Consider the following 21,165-nt stretch of genomic DNA (forward strand, 5'->3'; position numbering starts at 1 on the left):
AACTGCTCGTCAGATCAGCCGGCGCTACCTGATCACGCGCACGCGATACATCGACGGAATCTGCTTGAGCGCCTCGATGGTGCTGCTGTCCAGGTGCTCGTCGGTGTCGAACATGGTGTAGGCGTTCTCGCCAGCGGACTCGTTGGTCATACGCTGCACGTTGGCGTTGTCCTTGGCGAGAATGGCCGTGATCTGGCCGATCATGTTGGGCACGTTGGCGTGCAGGCAGGCGATGCGGCTTGCGGCGCGCGCCTTGCCCATGCTGCAGGCGGGGTAGTTGACGCTATGTGCGATGTTGCCGTTCTCCAGGTAATCCTTGAGCTCGCTGATGGCCATGTCGGCGCAGTTGGCCTCGGCCTCGCCAGTGCCGGCGCCCGAGTGCGTGGTGATAAACGTATTGGGCATCTTGACGGTCTTGGGCGTGGCAAAGTCGCAGCTAAACCAGCTCAGTTTGCCCTCGCGCAGGGCGGCGTCGACGGCGTCTTCGTCAATAATGGTCTCGCGCGCGTAGTTGATGAGCACGGCGCCCGGGGCCAGCAGGTTGATCTGCTCGGTGCTGATCATGCCGATGGTGTCGGCCTTGCTGGGCACGTGCACCGTGAGGTAATCACAGCCGCGGCAGAGATCTTCGAGCGTGCCCACGCGCTGCACCTCGCGGCTCAGCACCCACGCGTGCTCGACGGAAATGAACGGGTCGTAGCCGTAGACATCCATGCCCAGGTCGACGCAGGCGTTGGCGACCTTGGAGCCCACGTTGCCCAGGCCGATGACGCCGATGCGCTTGCCCTTGAGCTCGCGGCCCACAAAGGCCTTCTTGGCTTTCTCGGCATCGACCTGGATCTCGGGGTCGTCGGCGTTGTCGCGCACCCAGTTCATCGATTGCACCACGCCGCGGCTCGAGAGCACCAGCATGCCTAGGACGAGCTCCTTGACGGCGTTGCTGTTGGCGCCGGGGGAGTTAAAGACGACGACGCCCTTCTTGGCGTACTCCTCGACGGGGATGTTGTTGACGCCGGCGCCGCAGCGGGCGATGGCGCGGATGCCCTCGGGCAGCTCGTAGCCGTGCAGGTCAGTCGAGCGCATCAGGATCGCGTCGGCCTCTTCGGCGGTGCTCACAAATTCGTAGCCCTCGCCAAACTCGACTTTGCCGTCCTTGGTGATGTCGTCGATGGTCTTAATCTTACGCATGAAAAACTCCTTAGCGGGTTTGTTTAAAACAAGTGGTTTGAAGTGGCTGGTCGGCCCGCGGGTTGCGGGCTAGTTAGATCGCGGGCTCAAACTATGCTGCGCTTCGAAGTCCTTCATGTACGAGGCCAGTGCCTGCACGTCTTCCATGGTTACGGCGTTGTAGACGCTGGCGCGCATACCGCCCACCAGGCGATGGCCCTTGACGTTTTGAATCTGGTGCTTGGCCGCGCCTGCGACAAAGGTTGCGTCGAGCTCGGCGTCGCCGGTGCGGAAGGTGACGTTGGCGATGGAGCGGCTGTCGGCCTGCGCGGTGCCATGGAACAGCTCGCTGTGCTCGAGCAGGACGTAGAGCAGGTTGGCCTTGGCCCAGTTTCGCTCGGCCATGGCTGCAAGTCCGCCGGTTTGTTCGACCCAGTGGAACACCTTGCCGCACACGTAGATGCCAAAGGTGTTGGGCGTGTTGAGCATGGAGCCCTTGGCGGCCTGGGTCTTAAGGTCCATGTACTGCGGCGTCTGCGCAAAAGCGGGGCCATCTGCGATGAGGTCGTCGCGCACGATGACCACGGTCACACCCGCGGCGCCGGCGTTTTTCTGAGCGCCGGCGTAGATGAGGCCGTAGCGCTCGACGTCGAGCGGCTGCGACAGAAAACAGCTCGAGGCATCGGCGACCAGCGGCACGTCGCCGCAAGCGGGCAGCTCGTGGTACATGGTGCCAAAGATGGTGTTGTTCTGGCAGATGTAGACGTAGTCGAGCCCGTCGCCTGCGGCCTCGGCGGCAATGCGCGCGTTGATGTCGGCCATGTTGGGAATGTGGTCGAAATTGGTGTCTTCGGAGCTCGCGAGCAGCACGGTCTCGCCGTACTTGGCGGCCTCCTTGTACGCCTTGTTGGCAAAGTTGCCGGTCACGACGTAGCCGGCGCGCCCGCGGCACATGAGGTTCATGGGGATGCCCGCAAACTGCAGCGTGGCGCCGCCCTGCAAAAACAGGACGCGGTAGTTGTCGGGGATGCTCAGCAGGCGACGCAGGGTTGCCTCGGCGTCGTCGATGATCTGCTGGTACATGCTAGATCGATGGCTCATCTCGAGCACGGACATGCCGCAACCGCGGTAGTCCATCATCTCGTCGGCGATCTCGGCGAGCACGCTTGTAGACAGCGCGGCCGGGCCAGCTGAGAAGTTGTGCACACGTGCCATCTTCTAGTTCCCCCTCGTAGTCGTTTGGACGTTCGGGATACTTTAGCACAGTGGAGCGCCAGGCGCGACCGTATCACGGTAAAACTCGACTGCGCCGCTATGATTTACAGGGTTGTTACATGGGGGGAGGGTTTATCTGGAGGCTCGCATCCGATCTGCCTCTGCCTTTGCCTGTTTCCAAGGGCGCACGCGGCCGTTGGTGAGGTCATCGTAACCATGAGCGATGGTACGTTGAATGTGATCTTCGCGTTCCTGAATGGTAGTTAGCGCGCGCGTCTGATCAGAAATAGGCTTTACGACAGGCATATGAAACTCCTTACATAGAATCATATGTATAACTCTATGTTGAGTGTAGCGGAGGGTGGCGTTGGGCGTGTGCGTGCCTGCATTCGTAAGCGCGGTTGTCTGGCAAGTGTGATTTGGGGCGACCTCGTTAAAGTTTCTAAGCTGCGAAAATGACCGTTAACCGGATTAAATTTTGTTGCTCAACATTTGACACTCTGGGCGTGGTAACTTTTTTACCAACAGGTATGATTATTGTCATGTGCGCCGCGCCTGCCTGCCGGGTTGCGGCGCACTTGTGACAGCCTTTGACACCCTTGGAGCGTGTACTGTGGATATAACCACAAAAAGCGTTCGGGGGGGGGGGTGCTCACCCGCGAGCAATTCCTCCCGCATGAGATGCGCATCGTCGCTGCCCTTCGTATGCGGGGCGCAAGCGACGAGCAGGTCATTGTACGCGTAAAGAGCGAGAACCTCTTTCAATATCCCACGGAGCGCATGGTCGTCAACCGCGCAACCGTGTGCCTTCGCCGCCTTGACGCCATGATGCCCACGGACGCCGTATGCGCCGCGCGCGGCATCGACCCCAAAACCGCCGTCGAGGCTGCGTCATCCCTAACCAGGCTCATGGCATCCGGCACTCCCACGCAGGCGGACCAGGCCATCTTCTACAGCATGATCTGCCGCTACGATATCGTGCGCGAGCTCGTGCTCGTCGAGGTAGGGGAGCGTCTACAAAACTTCGATTATGCCTTTACGGCGGTTGACCTCAACGCCTTTATGACACGCTTTACCACGGAGTATCCGGACGCGGCCCGCTGGACTGAGGCTACGGTCAAGCGCATTAAGGGCTCGCTCCGCCAGACGCTCCGCCATGCTGGCCTTATCGGCGAGGGCCTGGGCCCGGAGTCCGAGCGCCTGTCACCACTCTTCCTCGATTCCGATGTCGAGCGAGCCTTGGTTCAGCTGGGCGAGCAGTCGCTTATCGCGGCCCTTACCGGCAGGGCGGTGATGTAGCGTGGCTCCCGTCAAAAACGCCGTCGACCCTGTTATCACCCCGGCGACTGATCTCACCACCAATATCGGCATCCATTCCCGCAAGAGCGTCGTGGCGGCGCATGCCCGCTCCGAGCGCGCCTGTCAGGAATTTGAGCGCCGTGCGCAGCTTCTGCGCGAGTGCCTGTGCAGCGAGGACTTTTTGGCCAACAAGGGCATAGGCAATGAGATCGGCTTCCACACTTTTTGCTATGACCCCGCGCTGGAGTTTGAGGCGCGTGCATTATTTGACACCCTTTCATGCGATGCCGAGGCCGACAAGCTTCCGTGCACGCTCAAGGTCGTGAACCTTTACGACGCCGTGCTGGCAATTCTCGAAAAGCGCCGTGTCCTCAAGGCTATCCCGCGCCAAGAGGAGCGCCACGGTACCCAGCGCGTGCTCGAGGACGTGGCCAAGTTCGCCTCGCCCGAGAAAGTTGCCGCGTACATCCTTGAGCAGACCGAGCCGTTCGCGCCCGGAGACGTCATTCTCCTCACCGGTGCAGGTGAGGTCTTCCCGTTCTTTCGCATGCACACGCTTCTCCACTGCATGCTTGCGGATTTTGATGAGGTGCCTGTGGTCGCCGCCTATCCGGGCAGTTTCAACGGCTCTTCTTTCCAGCTCTTTAACCGTCTGCCGGCCGACAACTACTACCGCGCCATCGATATCTCGTAAGCACGGCTCCCCGCAGGCAAGTCCCTGCTGCCGGTAACAACCCTTTGCCATAACGTTCCCAAACCCAAAGGAGCACCCATGGACAACACGATCATTCGCGACCTCTTTGCAAAAGACATTAACCGCTCCATCAACGGCGTGGTCAAGGTCCAGGATTCAAAAGATGGGTCCATCCGCCAAGAGCTTGACGAGTACGTGGTGACGCGCGAGTTGCAGAGGCACCTTGCCACGTTCTTCAAGGCCTACGGCGATGCCATCGACGCGCGCACCGACAAGATCGGCGTGTGGATCAGTGGTTTCTTCGGTTCCGGTAAATCGCACTTCCTCAAGATGCTGAGCTACCTGCTCGAGAATCGCCAGATCGGCGGTAAGAGCGCCATCCGCTACTTTGACGGCAAGATCGTCGACCCCATGGTCGCGGCTGCCATGGAGCGCGCCTGCTCGGTGCCCACGCAGGCCATCCTCTTTAACATCGATAGCAAGGCGGGCCAGTGGAAGCAGGGCGATACGGCTCCCACGGCGCTGCTTCGCGGCTTTGAGCGCATGTTCTACGAGGCGCGCGGCTTCTACGGCGAGGACCTCAAGCTTGCAAAGCTCGAGGACTACATCGATTCCCTGGGCAAGACCCAGGAGTTCCGCGAGGCCTTTGAGCGCGTGAACGGCGAGTCCTGGCTCCAGACCCGCGACACCTACAGCTACTTTGAGGACGACGTGGTCGAGGTGCTGCAGAGCGTGCTCGGCATGAGCGAAAAGGCCGCATGGAACTGGCTCGAGGGTTCTGAGGACGAGGTTTTGGCCCCCGATGTCTTTGCCAAAAAGGTCAAGGACTACGTAGACGCTCAGGCAGCGGCCCACGGCGGCAACTTCCGTTTGCTCTTTATGGTCGACGAGGTGGGTCAGTTTATTACAAACGACAAGGACCCAAGCCTTATGCTGAGCCTTCAGACCATCGTCGAGGAGCTGGGTGCCGCCTGCGGTGGCCGCGTGTGGGTGATGGTTACGAGCCAGGAGGCCATCGACAACCTGAGCCTGCCCGTGGGCAACGACTTTTCAAAGATCCAGGGCCGCTTCAATACCCGCCTTTCGCTCTCCAGCTCCAGCGTGGACGAGGTCATCCAGCGCCGTGTGCTCGAGAAGACCGCGCCGGCGGCCGATATGCTTGCACAGGTCTACGAGCAAGACGCCGCCGTGCTTAAAAACAACTTTACCTTTGAGGGCGGCTCGCGCTCCGACCTTGCCGGCTACGCCAACTCCAAGGATTTTGTGGCCAGCTACCCGTTTGTGGGCTACCAGTTTAAGCTCCTGCCCGACGTGATGACCGAGGTGCGCAAGCACGGTGTCAAGGCCAAGCACATGTCAACGGGCGAGCGCTCCATGCTGAGCGCGTTCCAGGAGAGCGCTCAGGCCATCCAGTATGACCAGACCGGTGCACTCGTGCCGTTCTGGTGCTTCTTCGACACTATCTCCAAAGACCTTGAGCACGGCATCAACCAGGTGGTCGACCGCGCGGTCCGTGCGGCCGAGGACGCAAAGGGCCTTGAACCCTACGACGTTCAGGTGCTCAAGCTCCTGTACCTGATTCGTTACATCGGCTACGTTAAGGCCACGGTCGAGAACATCTCCATCTTCATGATCGACGGCCTCGACGTGGACATGCGCGCCCTCAAGGACCGCGTCAAGGAGTCCCTTGCCCGCCTGGAGCGCGAGAACTACGTGGCACGCCAGGGCGATGCCTATAGCTTCCTCACCGACGAGGAGCAGGAGATAGCGCAGGAGATCGCACGCACTCCGGTCGATAACGCGCAGGTGATCGAGTCTATCAAAAAGCGCCTGTTCGACAGCATCTACACCGCGCGTAAACTCAACCGCGGGGCCAACGGCTTTCCGTTTGACCGCTATGTGGACGGCTCAATCCACGGTGCCAGCATGGGCGGCATGGAGCTTTGCGTGGCGACTATGGCGAGCGATCTGGGCCGTGCGGACGATACCGAGCTGGCCTTGGCTTCTTCGGGCAAAGCCATCGTGGCTTTGAGCGACGAGGCGGATTATTGGGAGACGCTCGTCAACGCCGCCAAGATCCGCAAGTACGCCAAGACGCGAAATCTCCAGGAGCTTCAGCCGAGTACGCGCCAGATCGTCGAGTCCAAGATGCGCGAGGCAGCCTATAACGAGAAAGAGGCCGATGTCCTTTTGAGCGAGGCCGTACTCCATGCACGTTGCGCGGTCAACGGCCGCATAATTGAGGTCCGCGCGGCCAAACCCGCTCAGGTCTTTGAGCAAGTGCTGGCGCAGCTGTGCGATGTGGTCTTTGAAAAGGCCGACTATATCGGCGCGCCGGTCACGAGCGATTCCGATATCCGCTCCACTCTGGCGGGCAACGTTCAAGCGGGGCTCGCTGGCATGGACGCGGGCAACACGCGTGCGCTCAAGGAGGTCGAGGACTACCTCAAAGTTCAGCACCAGCGCCACCTGGATACCGCTATGGGCGATATCCAGCGCAGGTACCAGCAAAAGCCCTATGGCTGGCGCGAGGTTGACATCGCAAATGTGGTGGCGCAGCTTGTAGTGGAGCAGCGCGCGCAGGTGCTGTTTGGCGGTCAGACGGTTCAAGCTAACGACAGCCGCATGGTGTCGCTCCTGCGTAAGGATGCCGATAAGGCCCAGGTGCGTTTGCGCGTGCGCATGAGCGACCGGTTGCTGCGCGCCACGGGCGAGCTTATGCGTGACCTGTTTGATCTCAAGACCGTGCCCTCCAACGAGGATAAGCTCGTGGCCGAGCTCAAGGAGCGCCTTGAGGGCTTGCGTGAGGTGTGCGTCGCCATGGCACGCGACTACTACACGGGTATCAAGCCGGCCTACCCGTATCCCGGTGAGGACGAGTGCGAGAAGATGCGCTCGGAGGTGGTCGACGTTCTTAAGGACCAGAGCGATTCCGAGGCGTTCTTGACCACGTTCACCAAGCACGAGGACCGCCTGCTCGATGCCAAGGAAGACTTTGACAAGGTGGTTGAGTTCTTCGAGTCCAACCAACGAACAGCGTTTGACCACGCCAAGGATTTCTTGAGCCGCACCGAGGGTATCGAGTATGCCTCCGATGACATTCCCAACGCGGTGGAGAACGTGGCAAAGGTGCGCGAGATCCTCAAAGACCCAAAGCCCTACGGCCGCATTAAAGACCTCCAGCCGTTGATGGCACCCGTCAAGGAAGACATCAAAAAGCACCTGGGCATTCGCCGCAACGAGTTCTTGTGTCGTATCGAAAACGACCTGCAGGATTTGCGGAAGCAGGCCGAGAGCCAAGAAGGTTTTGTCAAGCAGGCCAAGGATGCCATCGCGGACGCCAACACCAGGTATGAGTCGTTCAAGAACCGCGCCCATGGCGTCCAGAGCCTCAACGAGCTTAACGCCCTCGCGGCAAACTGGGAAAACTGGATCGTTGCTGCAACCAACAAGATATACGACGCCGTGGATGAGGCCCGTATGCGAATGGACAACGAGCGCCGCACCACCGAGGTCACGAGTACGGGTGAGGTGGTCAAGAAGATCTCCAACAAGGGCGCCGCATCGTCTGCGCCCGTGCCCGCGTCTAAGCCCCAGCGCAAGATCAAGACCGTGCGCCGCGCCGATTTGGCCAAGCCGAGTCGCCTCTTGTCCGCAGAGGACGTGGAGCGCTACGTGGACGACCTGCGCTCCCGCCTTATGCAGGAGCTCGCTGCAAACGACGAGATTCGTATCAACTAACTCGCGGAGCCACCGGTGCCAAAGCGAGCACCGGTGGTTTATGGCGTTTAGAAAGGCTCATCAACCATGAACGATTCTGCTCTTAAGAGCTTCTGCACCTGGGCCCGTACAGAGCTCATCAAAGGCGTGGAGGCACAGATGGTGCGCTACGGCATCACCGAACCTGCACCTTCGCCCGTTGGGTCCGAGACCGTCAACGGCCTGCCCCTAAGTCCTGCTGAGGTTGAGCAGCGTGACGAGCTGCTGCGCATACAGACAGAGGTGGGTCACGAGGCGCTGCGCGACCGAGCGGCCTACACCTGGTTCAACCGCATCGTGGCCATTCGCTTTATGGATGCACGCGGATGGCTCCCCAGCCGTATGCGCATGCTGAGTCGTGCGGACGGCAGCCATGGCAGCGAGGCCGTGGAGAATGCACTGGACGTGGAGATAGCGACGGCCGATACCGATCGCATAGCCGAGCTCAAGATGGCGGGCTTGGATGAACCGCTGTGGCGCTACCTGTTTATGGCTCAGTGCGAGGAGCTTGCCGATTGCCTGCCGGGCGTCTTTGAACGCGTGGGCGGTGCCATGGAGCTGCTGTTGCCCCAGGGCCTCATGATGTCCGACGGCGTGGTGGGCAAACTCAATGCCGTCCTCGCTGACGAGGACTGGCGCGAGGGCGTGACCGTTCTGGGCTGGATGTATCAGTACTACAACGCTGACGTCAAAGACGAGTTCTTCAAGGCAAAACGCAAAGCAGCGGCGGCGGACATCGCGCCCGCCACGCAGCTCTTCACCCCCGAGTGGATCGTGCGCTATATGGTCCAGAACTCGCTCGGCCGTCTGTGGATGCTCAACAACCCGGGGAGTTCGCTGCGCGAGCGCATGGAGTATTACATCGAGCCTGATACTGAGCACGAGGACTTCATCCGCATTTCGAGCCCCGAGGAGATAACCATCTGCGACCCCGCATGCGGCTCGGGCCATATTTTGGTCTATGCGTTTGAGCTGCTCTTCCATATGTACGAGGAGCGTGGCTATCGTGAGCGCGAGATTCCCGAGCTCATTCTTACTAAAAACCTTGCAGGTATGGAAATCGATTCCCGCGCGGCACAGATCGCGGAGCTGGCGCTTGCCATGTGCGCCCGCGAGCACGATCGTCGCTTCTTTAGGCGTGGCGTTCGCGCCGACGTTGCCGTGCTCTCGAGCATCCCGCTAGGGGAGGACGAGCTGCCGGGTAACAAGAAGCTCGCCGAGGAGCTGAGTCATTTGGGCGAGATCGGTTCGCTGCTCAATCCCTCAGAGGACGAGATCGACGAGCTCAAGGCCGCCGCCGCGAGTTGTTCCGATGACCTTTTTGCCGCTACGGCCAAAACTAAGCTCGAAAGCGCTGCCGCCATCTGCGAGAAGCTGTCCCGTCGTTTTACCTGCACCGTGGCGAATCCTCCGTATATGGGCAGCAGCAGCTTTAATCCATTCATGAGCAAGTGGATCAAGAAGAACTACCCCGACGTGAAGAGCGACCTCTGCACGTGCTTTATCGAGCGCGGATTCAGCCTTGCCAGGGACCGCGGCTACGCGGCCATGGTTACCATGCAGAGCTGGATGTTCCTGGGCAGCTTCGAGAAGATGCGCTCCTCGCTCATCGGGTCCAAGTCGATCCTGTCCATGCTGCACCTGGGCCCCCGCGCGTTCGACGCCATCGGCGGCGAGGTCGTCAACGTCACGGCCGACGTCGTCTACAACGGGTGCGCGGCATGCGGGGGCGCCTACGTGCGCCTCGTCGACATCAACGGCAGCGATGCCAAGCGCAAGAAGGCTCTCGAGGCGATCCGAAACCCCGACTGCGGCTGGTTCTACCGCCGCGACGCCGAGACCTTCAAGCAGATTCCCGGCACCCCCATCGCCTACTGGGCCAGCGATGCCCTTCTTGATGCGTTTGCCAATGCTAAGCAGCTTAACGAGTTCGGTAAACCTCGCCAGGGTCTTGCCACTGGTGACAACGAGCGTTTCACGCGTTTGTGGTGGGAGCCTGAAGTCGATAAAGCGCGTTTTGGTGTTGAGTCGGAGGAAGAAGCTTTTGAGGGCGGAGGTAAATGGTTTCCATACAATAAGGGGGGTAACTACCGCAAGTGGTATGGGAATAACGATTGGGTAGTTACTTTCAATCGGGCTAACTCTGAAATTCTGGCCACGCTAGGCAATCACCTTCCCTCAAGACATCTCTATTTCAAGCCGATGCTTACCTGGTCAAAGGTGTCTAGTGGGGTTATTGCGTTTAGGTACAGACCAAGTGGAAGTTTGTTTGATGTTGCCGGGACTAGTGTTTTCGGTGATGAAATGACTCTCAAATATTTGCAGGGCGCATGCAATAGCTCTGTGATTATGCGCGTCGCAAGCATGCTTTCGCCAACGCTCAACTTCGAGGTGGGTCAAATCGCAACGTACCCGATTGTTCAAAGCGAGGAACTGGAGCCATCGGTTAACGCCATGGTCAACTCGTGTCGCGAACTATCAAAAACCGATTGGGATTCGTTTGAAACCTCCTGGGATTTCAAACGTCATCCGCTGGTGTAGGTGTTTGCTGTGTCTACTGCCCTTATTTCTAAATATAAAAAATCAATTAGGGATTCAGCAATCTGGTCGTCTGAAGAAGTATCTATTATTTGGGATTTTTACGTTACCAAATCGGTCGCTGCTTCTGCATCCCAGCAAAGAGCTGCTAAGGATTTCGGATTAAAAGAAATGCCGTTTGATACTCTTCTCGACTATTCCGGCGTTTTGGCGGAGAAGCGGGAAATGTTGATGGCTGACAGAATTGATGGCGTCCTAAAAGAATATGGGTTTGTTTATATGGGCAAGGATCCCAATACTAAAGAGGTCGTCGAAATTCCTATTGAAATCGATAGCCCACGCCTGGTGTGCATGCAGCCGTATTCAATAGCCGATAGAAATAAACCCGTTGCAAAGGGCGGAGGCAAGGGTGTGACCTTGCTGACCCATATGAGGAATTCGCTTGCCCATGGGTGTACATATTTTTTTGACAATGGAAATATGCTGCTAGAAGACAGGGCTGCCGGTTCGAGCGGAAAAACAACAGCAATGATATTGCTACCGCAATCTTCTTTTCTCGATTGGATAAAAATCATCGATATCGATGGCAAGTATTATTTTCCAAATAGCGCTAGAGGTGACTACCGAACTCTGGTAGTGCGATCAAAGCCCAAAAAGCATGAGTAGATTGCATCCGAGATTCATTGAGCCGTTTTTGCATCGCTTTTAGATTTCCACAAGTTCCAAATCGGATTTCTTCATCCGATATTAATTTCTGCGGCGAATAGCATCTTGTGAAATGGCCTAACAACGATTTTGATGGTTTGGGGAAATTCATGTCAATCTTACTTTCCGATAAATACGAGGCTCGCAAGGCCGAGGTCAACGCTCGCTTTGAGCAGCTTCGCGCCAACGAGGAGGAACTCAACCGGATCTTTGCCAAGATCTACAACATGGAGGGCGAGGTGCCTATCGAGGTCGAGGACAAGTACGTCTCGGTGGCGCGCATCTTCGATACGGCAGAAGAGATTCCAGAGAGCTACAAGGGCAACAAGTACGTGCGTACCAAGCGCGACGAGATCACCTCGCTCATAAGCTATGCCGCGGGCTGCATGTTCGGTCGCTATTCGCTGGATGTGGACGGTCTGGTTCTGGCCGACCAGGGCGCCACGGTCGACAACTATCTGGCCAAGATGCCCAACTCTGATCATGTGACCTTTATGCCCGATAGCGATAACGTGCTGCCCATTACCGATGACGAGTACTTTGACGACGACATCGTGCGCTACTTTATCGACTTTGTGCGCACCGTGTATGGCGAGGAGACGCTTGAGCAAAACCTGGCCTTTATTGCTGAGGCACTCGGCGGTAAGGGTACCCCGCGCGAGGTAATCCGCACCTACTTTTTGAAGGACTTCTTTAAGGACCACTGCCAGACCTACAAGAAGCGTCCCATCTACTGGCTGTTCGACAGTGGCAAAAAGAATGGCTTTAAGTGCCTTGTCTACATGCATCGCTATCAGCCCGACCTGTTGGCTCGCATCCGCACCGACTATGTGCATGAGCAGCAGGAGCGCTACCGTGCCCAGATCGGGTATGCCAACGATGCCCTTGTCAGTGCCGAGCGCGGCGAGCGCGTGCGCTTGGATAAGCGCATCAAAAAGCTCAACGACCAGCTCAAAGAGACCATTGCCTACGAGGAGAAACTGCACCACTTGGCAGACCAGATGATTAAGATCGACCTGGATGACGGCGTCAAGGTCAACTACGCCAAGTTTCAGGATGTGCTAGCAAAGATTAAGTAACTGCAGATACGGTAAGGATATTCATGCCCAAGATCGATGTAGAAGAACAGCTCAAGCTGCGGTTTTTGCAACCGTTGCCCGCATGCATGCCCCGCCGTGTGGTGGTTTGGCACGATGCAGACGGCGAGTTTGCTCCTGAGTTTGAACGTTTGGCCGCCGAGGGCTTCGACGGTGCGGGGACTGATGACGGCGTTATGCCCGCTTACGGTGACTTTGAGCGCCCAGTGCGGTTTGTTGAGGCCTGCGAGGGCCGCATGTTTGCCGTCAAGAAGCTCGTCAACCGCGATGACCTTGTGAGCGATATCTTGCTGTATCGCCGTTGCCCGCGCGGCAGGCTTGAGGGCGATTGGCTTGCCGATGTTGAGCTGTATGCTGACCGGTTTCAAGCTGACTATCTTTCGCTTTTGGCCGATCAGCTGGGTATCGAGAATATCGATGCCGTGCGCGAGAGCTTGCGAGCGCACAAGGCGTTCTTTGTCGCCAAGTCCCGCTGCGCTAAGTTTGTCGCATGCGTTCCGCATGCCTCGGGCGCATCCGATATCGAACTCGGCATCCTTACGGTGATTTTTGGCGGTAAAGAGCTTGGTGACGAGCGCCCCGCGTTTGTGCTGCGTGGCTGTATGACCATGCTGCTGCACGAGGGTCCCGAGGCGCTGGCCGAGTTGATGGACAAGTACTGCGTGCGCGATGTGCTCTCTGCCTTTATGCTTCGCTGCTATGGGTTTGAGGGACCGCTGTATGAGCGCGACTCATTGCTTATGCTTTCATCCCATGTGCTCCTTACAGCGGCGTCTACCGCGCTTCCCGAGGGAGCGCTCAAGGGACTCGAAAGCTATGTGGCTCCCGCCTACGGCCCCTATTGCCTTGAGGCGGTGCGCACGTGGGACCAGGCCGCCGATACCCAGGCATCGAGCGAGGACCTATTTGAGATCTGTCGTTTGGTGGAGGATGTCCGCGGGCTCTTTGCGCGGTTTGAGGCTCTGCCGATCGATGTGCTGACCTCGCTTGATGTGTTTCCGTGCGTCAACGAGGCCGTGCTCTCGCAGCTGTTCTTCTCGTTTGCCCAGGGCGCGGACCGTGTTGAGGATGCGCGCGCCTTTGCGGCGCGTCGCTGCGACCTAAGCTGGTACCGTCGTGTCGAGAGCTACTTTGACCTGCTTGCCGCTGTGGCCGATATGTGCGCGTTTAGGCAGGCGCACGCGGGCGGCTTCCATCTGGCGCAGCCCCAGCAGGTGTGGGATGCCTACATGTCCGATTGGTATGCCATGGATGCTGCCTATCGTCATATGTGCACCGCGTATCTGCGGGCGCGCTCCGTCGAGTGCGATGTACTCGAGGAACCTGCCCGAGCTGTGGTGGATTGGGCGGAGAATCTCTACAGTAACTGGTTCTTGGTCGACGCCAATACCTGCTGGGCGGCCGCTGCGCAAGGGGAGTGGGCCGATTGCGGCTACATCGATGGCCCTGCACGGCAGGATGAGTTCTACTGGCATGTGCTGCCTACCTATGTGGGCTCTGCTAAAACGACAGTCGTTATCGTGAGTGACGCGTTGCGCTATGAGGTGGCCCGCGACGTTGCGGCGCTGCTCGAGCGCGAGCGCGGCGGCAACGTCAAGGTTTCTAGTATGCAGGCGGTCTTTCCCTCCATTACCGAGGTAGGTATGCCTGCGCTACTGCCACACCAAGCGCTTGAACTTGCAGCGGATGGCTCGTTTGTGTTGGCTGACGGCATGCCCACCGCAACGACTCCGCAACGCGAGGCCGTGCTTACCCATGTTGAGCCTACGGCCCGTGCTTTGCGCTCGAGCGCATACCTCAACATGGCGGGAACCGAGCGTAAGGCGATGCTCAAGGACTCAAGACTTGTCTACCTCTATCACAACAAGATTGATGCCACGGGCGAGAAGGCCGCTACGCAGGATGACGTCTTCGATGCCTGTACGGACACCGTAGAGGAGCTTGCCACGTTGGCGCGCCGCGTGTGCACCGACGCCCCGGGTGCGCGTGTTGTTATAACGGCGGATCACGGCTTTATCTACACGCGCCGGGAGCTCAGCGAGTGTCAGATGCTCGGCAAGCCAGATCTTCCCTTCCTTGACGCTCCCGTCATGCACGGCAAGCGTCATCTGGTGGTGCCCAACGAGGCCGTGGCCAAGCTTTCGGACGAGGCACGCGGGGTGTTTGTTACTGTTGACATGGGACGTTTGGGTGCCGGCTTTGAGGGGTTTGCCCTGCGCGAGAACGTGCACTTTAGGCGTCCCGGCGGTACTAACAACTATGTCCACGGCGGCATGAGCTTGCAGGAGCTGTGCGTGCCCGTTGTCGGATTTTGGCGTGCGCGCTCGGGTTCCAAGGACTTTGTCGACACGCGCGTGGCGACGCTGCGCGTGCTAAGTGAGGGGCGCCGAGTGACCAACTCGCTTTTCTCGGTCAACTTGATTCAGGAGGAACCCGCCCAAGGCAAGGTCTTGCCGTGCGAGTACGAGCTGGTGTTTACCGACGCAAGCGGCAACGAGGTGAGCGATACGGTCAAGGCGCATGCCAACAAGACTTCTGCTAACTCGCAGGAGCGTGTAGTGCATGTCAAGTTTGCGCTGCATGCGGCGGATGGATTCTCGGCCAAGGGTCCGTACTATCTGGTCTGCCGCGAGCGCGAGACGGGCAAGATCGTTTGGCGCGAGACGTATACCATCGCTGTTTCGTTTGCCCCTGTTGCTGACTTTGGTTTTTAGGAGTGTGCCCTATGTTTGATAGCCATGACGACGATTTGTGGGAAGTTCCCTCGATTGATGTGGATGTGCCGGCGGAGGGTGTGGTGCCTGCGGAGGCCGCGGCTGCTGCGGAGGCCCCGGCGACTGAGGCTGTTGCGCCTGCCCCGGAGCCGGTTGCTGCCGTGCCCGTTGAGGCTGCGGTGAACGCCGAGGACGAATTCTCGACCGACGGTTATGATCAGGCTGTGGCCGAGGCTCCTGAGGACGACGGCTACGACATGGATGGGTTGGACGGCAAGCTGCTTGAGCACTTTGCTGGCAAGATCGTGCGCAAGGACCTGACGGCCCTTATGAAGCGCGGCGCCAACGTGCCCACCTTTGTGCTGGAGTACCTGCTGGGTATGTACTGCTCAACCGACGACGAGGATGCCGTGGCAGAGGGCCTGGGGCGCATCCGCAAGATCCTCACCGATAACTACGTGCGTCCCGACGAGTCCGAGCGCATTAAGTCCAAGATTCGCGAGCTGGGTCGCTTTACCATCATCGATAAGGTGACGGCCAAGCTCGACGAGTACAAAGACATCTACGTGGCGTCGTTTGCCAACCTGACCATTGAGCCGTTTGTGATGCCTGCCGAGTACGTGCGCGACTATTCCAAGATTCTCCAGGGTGGTATTTGGTGCATTATGAGCATCGAGTATCGTCGTCCCATGGAAGAGGAAGACGAGTTTGGCATGGAAGTCTTTGGCGACGATGCGCCTCGCCGCTCCAAGGCCAAGCGCAAAAAGCGCGGGCCCGAGGACTCTCCGTTTAGCGTGGCGTCGCTCACGCCCATCCAGATGCCCAACCTGGACCTGGACGCCATGATCGAGGAGCGTCAGTATTTCTTGCGCGACGAGTGGCTCAACATGCTGCTGCGCTCTGCCGGCTATGAGCCCAGCGAGCTTTCGGAGAAGGAGCGCCTGCACTTTATCGAGCGCATGGTGCCGCTGATCGAGCGCAACTACAATCTGTGCGAGCTTGGTCCCCGCGGCACCGGCAAGAGCCATATCTACAAAGAGGTCTCGCCTTACGCCATCTTGCTTTCGGGCGGCCAGACCACCACGGCCAACCTGTTCGGCCGCATGAACTCCATGCGCGCCGATCGCGTGGGCTTGGTGGGCCATTGGGATTGCGTGACGTTCGACGAGGTCGCCGGCATGCGCTTTAAGGACACCAACGCCGTGCAGATCATGAAGGACTACATGGCCAGCGGCAGCTACGCGCGTGGCCGCGACCAGATTAACGCCGATGCCTCCATGGTCTTTGAGGGCAACATCAACGACACCGTGCAAAACGTCCTTAAGACCACGCACCTGTTTGACCCGTTCCCGCCGGAGTTCAACAACGATTCGGCCTTCTTCGACCGTATCCACTATTACCTGCCGGGCTGGGAGATTCCCAAGATGCGGTCGAGCCTGCTGACCGGGCATTATGGCCTGATCACCGACTGCCTGTCGGAGTTTTGCAAGGAGATGCGCCGCAAGGACTTTACGCACCATATCGACCGTTACTTCCGCTTTAACAGCGACTTTAACAAGCGCGACGAGATCGCCGTGCGCAAGACCTTTAGCGGCCTGGCCAAGCTCCTGTTCCCTGACGAAGCCATGGACAAGGACGACGTGCGCTGGCTGTTGGATTACGCCATCGAGGGCCGTCGCCGCGTAAAGGAGCAGCTCAAGATTATGGCGGGCGTCGAGTTTATCGACGTTAACCTGGGCTATATGGATGCCGACAACCCGCAGGATGTGCATGTGGTGCGCGTGCCCGAGCAGAGCGAGGACACGCTGATTCCCGACGGGCCGCTGCTGTCCGGCCACGTGTTTGGCGTGGGCAGGTCGCAGGGCGGCGAGGTTGCCGTGTACAAGCTGGAGAATAAGGCCGTTGCCGGCGAGTGCAAGTTTAAGCACGAGGGCGTGGCCTTTAACAAGCCGGTGCGCGATACGCTGGAAGCCGCGTTCGACAACTTTGTGAACCTGGCGAACCGCGTGGCGCCGGGCATGCACATTGGCTCCAAGGATTATCTGCTGTTCTACAACGACCTGCAGAGCAAGGGCCTGTCCGAGGAAGTTTCGCTCGCCGAGTTTGTGGGCCTTTGCTCTGCGGCGTGCAACCGCCCGGTGATGTCCGCGCTGGCGATTCCGGGAATCTTGCGCATGTCGGGTTCTATGGACGAGATCCTAGGGCTCGAGGACATTATGCGCGTGGCCAAAAACGCCGGCGCCAAGCGCGTGATTTTGCCGCTGAGCGCCATCGCGGGCTTGCAGAGTGTTTCGTCCGAGATTATTTCGGGACTGAGTCCGGTGTTCTACATGGATGGTGACCCGGTTGATGCCGCGAAGAAGGCGCTGGATCTGTAGGAGTGCGGGCGTGCGGGCTTGCGTGCGCGTGGGCCCGCGGGCGTGTTGGCGTGTTCGAGTAGGGAGGCCTTGCCATGGCGAGCGAGCGTTCTGTTGGCGAGTTGCTCGACGAGCTGTTTGGCTTTGAGTCGGTAGCCAAGCGTCAGACGGCGCTTGAGCAGTACGATCGCGGTGAGCTGGTGCGCAGGGCGCGCTCCCGCGAGCTGCTGGGCGTGCTTAGGGGCGTCGAGGCTTCCGAGCACGCTGCGCGCGAGTCTGCCGTGCGGGCTGTTGACGGGTATGTTCGCCGTGTTGAGGGCGCCGCGCTTGCACGCGCTCGCAAGCGGGCGGGCATTGTTGGTCCGCTGCGGATGGAGCGCCGCTATGCTGCCTTTTTGCGCATGGAGGACAAGGCCGAGTTGCTGGCCCGTTTGGAGCAGACGCTTGCGTTTATCGAGGTAAAGCTGCGTGCGAATACGGCGGAAAAGGTGCGCGCGGCGTACGATGCGGCGGGGGCTATGGTGCTGCAGGACGTGGCACGCCTGAGTGACGTGCGCGTTGTGGATGCCGTGCCCCTGGATGCCGATCTGCTATGTACGCAGTTGGAGCAGTTGCGTTGTGCCGCCGACGCGACGGACCTTGCGGGCATGATCACAGCGACGTTTGAGTCCGAGCTGAGTGCGACGGGGTCGCTGGGCGCTGACGGGTTTACGGGCGATTTGGCTGGCGATGTTGCTGGTGACGTGGCGTTGGAGCGTGAACTTACCAACGTGCGCGGCGCTGCGCAGCGAGCGCGCTTGGCGGCGCAGGCGTATCGGGCCGAGCGCGCCACCCGCGTTGCGGGGAGCACGGTGGAGCCGGTATCGTTGCCCGAGTCTGCGTGCGCTGCGTGCGAGACGGCGTGCGATGCCGGGGAGCTTTCCGAGTTGCTCGCTCAGGTTAAGAAGTCGTTTGAGACCTACCGTCGTGTTATTGCCGACGGCGGGTTGTTCTGCGCGTTTGGCACGGGCTCGCCGCACGGCATTTGTTGTGGTACGAGCTATTTGGACTACGATTCTCGGCTTGATGAGGACGTGCTGGTGGGCGAGTACGATGGTGCAACCAGGCATACTGTTCGGCATGAGGTTGCGATTCCCGAGCTGGTGGATGGGGCTTCTGCCGAGGGCGGCGATTCGCTCAAGGTTGCCGTGGCGCGCATGCGCGAGTTTAACGGGCGTCGCTACGATGGTGTGCTGGATGAGGATCCTGCGCGCCATGTGAATGCGTTTTGGTATGGACTTAAAAAGCTCAGCCAGTATTGCGAGGCCGCCGTGCGTGTGGATGAGCGTGCTTGGGATTGCTTTATCGATAAGGTGCAGTTCGCCTACGATGAGCCCGTGGGACGTTTGGCTGCACAGATGGACGACAAGCAGGTTGCGGCTTTTGTTGCTGCCGTGGATGAGCTTGGCGCTGCTGAGTAGGGGTCCTGGCCTGGTAGGAGGTTTCATCATGAAGATCGAAGTTGACGTAGATCAGCTGCGCGAGAGCCTGCTCGACCGCGCGGGGTCTGCGGCGGGCGTGGGTTTTCCTGCTGCCATGCTCGACGTGATGGATATCGAGGACGAGCCGCCCCAAGAGCTCCTGGCCCGAGCCGAACGCGAAGGCCTCGACCTCAGCGACTTTGCCGTCGACGATGACTAGAGTGGCTAATTTGGGACGGGGCGTCTGCGCCCGCAGCTGCGCGAAAGTGCAAGACAAGCCGTCGCAATGGAGTCTAACGAGCTCGCGACCGTTCTATTTTGACTGCTAGCTGGCTAAGTGAGTAGGCTTTATTGGAAATCCTGAGCACCCGACGTATTTGCCTCAACAAACCCGCAGGTCACAGACTTGTGCTTTGGTGACGTGGTCGGCGATTCGACAAAAGTCTACTCACTTAGTTTTGAGAGACGTTAATTGTCCGCAACGAGACTCCAGCCGGGGCGATTGATGCTCAAATGTAGCTAATTTGGGATGGCAACCCCCTGGCCGCTACGACGCTAGCGTGGCAATGACGGCTTCGTCGCCGGCGTATATGAGGGTGTTGCCGTCGGGGATGATCGTTTGGCCGTCGCGCTTGAGTATCACCACGATAAACGGGTGCTTGCCCTGTGGCACGTCGCGCAGGCGCTGGCCGGCCAGACGCCCGTGGGGTGTCACGGTGACCTCGCGCAGCGTAACCTCGGCACGCTCCTCAAATGTTGGGGCGGCCATAACCAGAAGGTCGCCTTCCTCGATGACGGTATCGCCATTGGGCAACACCGGGTGCGCGCCATCGCGCAGCACCAGGACCACGAGCATGTCTGTGGCGCTGCCAATGTCCGCGAGCGAGCGTCCGGCAAACGGATGTCCAGCGCCCACCTTGAGCTTTACAAACGACATGCCGTCCTCGTCGCGGTAGTCGTTAAAGGTGCGGCGCACGTCGCCGGTCGCATCGATCATATCGAGCTTCTTCGCCACCGCCGGCAGCAGCGAGCCCTGCACCACAATGCTCGACACGGCAATCACAAACACCAGGTCAAACAGGTCGTGTCCGCCGGGAACGCCGGCCACCACGGCAAAGAGACTAAAGACGACCGAAGCTGCTCCGCGCAGGCCCGCCCAGCTTACGAGCGCGACCTGGCGGGGGTTCGTCTTAAAGGGCGCCAGGAGCACGCCGACGGCGATGGGGCGGCTCACGAAGAGCATGAACGCCATGAGCGCCAGGCCCGGCAGCAGCATTTGCGGCAGGCGTGCGGGTGTAACGAGCAGGCCCAGCAAAAAGAAGATGGTCATCTCTGCCATCTCGGTGAGGGTGTCAAAGAAGTGCGCCATCTCGACTTTGCCGGTGATGTCGCTGGCACCCAGCACAATGCCGGCCAGGTATACAGCCAAAAAGCCGTTGCCGTCCAGATAGCTTGGTAGCGCGTAGGCGACGATCGCCACGGCGAACAAAAAGATGGTCTGCGCGCCCTCGGCCGTTGCGTGCGCGCGTTCAATCAGGCGGCCCGCCGCCCAGCCGATTGCAAGACCCAGGCCCGCGCCCAGGATAATCTGCTTGGCCAGCAGTGCGGGAATGTTGATGTCGCCGCCGGCCGCGAGTGTGGCGAGCACGGCGGTGAGCATGTAGGCGACGGGGTCGTTGGAGCCCGATTCGACCTCGAGCAGCGAGTCGGTGCCGCCCCTCAGCGAAAGGCTGTGCTCGCGCAGAACGCTAAAGACGCTGGCCGCGTCGGTGGACGCCACGACCGATCCCAGCAGCAGGCCGCCGATCCAGTCGAAACCCAGCACAAAGTGGGCGAATACGCCGGTGATGCCGGCAGTGATGACGACGCCGAGCGTGCTCAGCAGCACTGCAGGTATGGTGACGGGCTTGGCGCGGTCGATGTTGGTGTTAAAGCCGCCGTAGAACATGATGAACAGCAGCGCCGTGCTGCAGACGGTTTCGGTGAGCGCATAGTCGCTAAAGTCGATATGCGCCGGGCCGTTGACGCCCAACAGCATGCCCAGCGCGATAAAGATGAGCAGGGTGGGGAAGGGGAGTTTTTTGCCGACGGGTTTGATGGTCAGGCACAAAATGATGACGAGGCCGATAAAAAGAAGGATCTGGTTCATGGATGGTGTCC

14 protein-coding genes are annotated in these 21,165 nt (G+C 59.4%); 10 read left to right on the forward strand and 4 right to left on the reverse strand.

Annotated features, from left to right (window positions below; genetic code table 11):
• Window positions 1–24: 24 nt before the first annotated feature.
• The 3 genes from AAAX75_RS06360 to AAAX75_RS06370 all read right to left on the reverse strand — a co-directional run bounded on the left by AAAX75_RS06360 (window position 25) and on the right by AAAX75_RS06370 (window position 2,688).
• Window positions 25–1,188: a phosphoglycerate dehydrogenase gene (locus tag AAAX75_RS06360; protein WP_349091491.1), complete on the reverse strand. Its 1,164-nt coding sequence runs from the start codon at window positions 1,186–1,188 to the stop codon at window positions 25–27.
• A 69-nt stretch (window positions 1,189–1,257) separates the two neighbouring features.
• Window positions 1,258–2,382, reverse strand: a complete 1,125-nt coding sequence (gene serC / locus AAAX75_RS06365; protein ID WP_349091492.1) for a 3-phosphoserine/phosphohydroxythreonine transaminase — start codon at window positions 2,380–2,382, stop codon at window positions 1,258–1,260.
• Window positions 2,383–2,514: 132 nt separating this feature from the next.
• Complete coding sequence (locus tag AAAX75_RS06370) at window positions 2,515–2,688, reverse strand: hypothetical protein (protein WP_158554612.1); 174 nt, start codon at window positions 2,686–2,688, stop codon at window positions 2,515–2,517.
• Window positions 2,689–3,030: 342 nt separating this feature from the next.
• Here AAAX75_RS06370 and AAAX75_RS06375 point away from each other — a divergent pair, with 342 nt between their 5' ends.
• From AAAX75_RS06375 to AAAX75_RS06420, 10 genes are all read left to right on the forward strand, one after another.
• A complete protein-coding gene (locus AAAX75_RS06375; RefSeq protein WP_349091493.1) occupies window positions 3,031–3,681 on the forward strand; it encodes a BrxA family protein in 651 nt (216 codons plus the stop codon).
• Window position 3,682: 1 nt separating this feature from the next.
• Window positions 3,683–4,375, forward strand: coding sequence for a DUF1788 domain-containing protein (locus tag AAAX75_RS06380; protein ID WP_349091494.1), 693 nt, complete (start codon window positions 3,683–3,685; stop codon window positions 4,373–4,375).
• A gap of 78 nt (window positions 4,376–4,453) precedes the next feature.
• The gene (gene brxC, locus AAAX75_RS06385; protein ID WP_349091495.1) at window positions 4,454–8,116 is read left to right on the forward strand and encodes a BREX system P-loop protein BrxC; all 3,663 of its coding nucleotides are present in this window, start codon (window positions 4,454–4,456) and stop codon (window positions 8,114–8,116) included.
• 66 nt (window positions 8,117–8,182) lie between these two features.
• Window positions 8,183–10,675 carry a BREX-1 system adenine-specific DNA-methyltransferase PglX gene (gene pglX / locus AAAX75_RS06390; RefSeq protein ID WP_349091496.1) on the forward strand — a complete coding sequence of 831 codons (2,493 nt, stop codon included), beginning with the start codon at window positions 8,183–8,185 and terminating at the stop codon, window positions 10,673–10,675.
• 9 nt (window positions 10,676–10,684) lie between these two features.
• Complete coding sequence (locus AAAX75_RS06395; protein WP_349091497.1) at window positions 10,685–11,338, forward strand: hypothetical protein; 654 nt, start codon at window positions 10,685–10,687, stop codon at window positions 11,336–11,338.
• Window positions 11,339–11,487: 149 nt separating this feature from the next.
• On the forward strand, window positions 11,488–12,456 hold the full coding sequence (locus AAAX75_RS06400; protein WP_349091498.1) for a hypothetical protein: 969 nt from the start codon (window positions 11,488–11,490) through the stop codon (window positions 12,454–12,456).
• A gap of 23 nt (window positions 12,457–12,479) precedes the next feature.
• Window positions 12,480–15,188: a BREX-1 system phosphatase PglZ type A gene (gene pglZ, locus AAAX75_RS06405; RefSeq protein WP_349091499.1), complete on the forward strand. Its 2,709-nt coding sequence runs from the start codon at window positions 12,480–12,482 to the stop codon at window positions 15,186–15,188.
• Between the two features lie 11 nt (window positions 15,189–15,199).
• Complete coding sequence (gene brxL / locus AAAX75_RS06410) at window positions 15,200–17,566, forward strand: protease Lon-related BREX system protein BrxL (RefSeq protein ID WP_349091500.1); 2,367 nt, start codon at window positions 15,200–15,202, stop codon at window positions 17,564–17,566.
• A 74-nt stretch (window positions 17,567–17,640) separates the two neighbouring features.
• Entirely contained in the window at window positions 17,641–19,005 is a 1,365-nt protein-coding gene (locus AAAX75_RS06415) for a hypothetical protein (RefSeq protein ID WP_349091501.1), read from the forward strand.
• Window positions 19,006–19,033: 28 nt separating this feature from the next.
• Window positions 19,034–19,225, forward strand: coding sequence for a hypothetical protein (locus tag AAAX75_RS06420; protein WP_349091502.1), 192 nt, complete (start codon window positions 19,034–19,036; stop codon window positions 19,223–19,225).
• 327 nt (window positions 19,226–19,552) lie between these two features.
• Here AAAX75_RS06420 and AAAX75_RS06425 read toward each other — a convergent pair whose 3' ends face one another.
• Window positions 19,553–21,154, reverse strand: a complete 1,602-nt coding sequence (locus AAAX75_RS06425; protein ID WP_349091503.1) for a potassium/proton antiporter — start codon at window positions 21,152–21,154, stop codon at window positions 19,553–19,555.
• Window positions 21,155–21,165 lie beyond the last annotated feature (11 nt).

It is taken from the genome of Collinsella sp. CLA-ER-H7 (genome assembly GCF_040092345.1).
Lineage (GTDB): Bacteria > Actinomycetota > Coriobacteriia > Coriobacteriales > Coriobacteriaceae > Collinsella.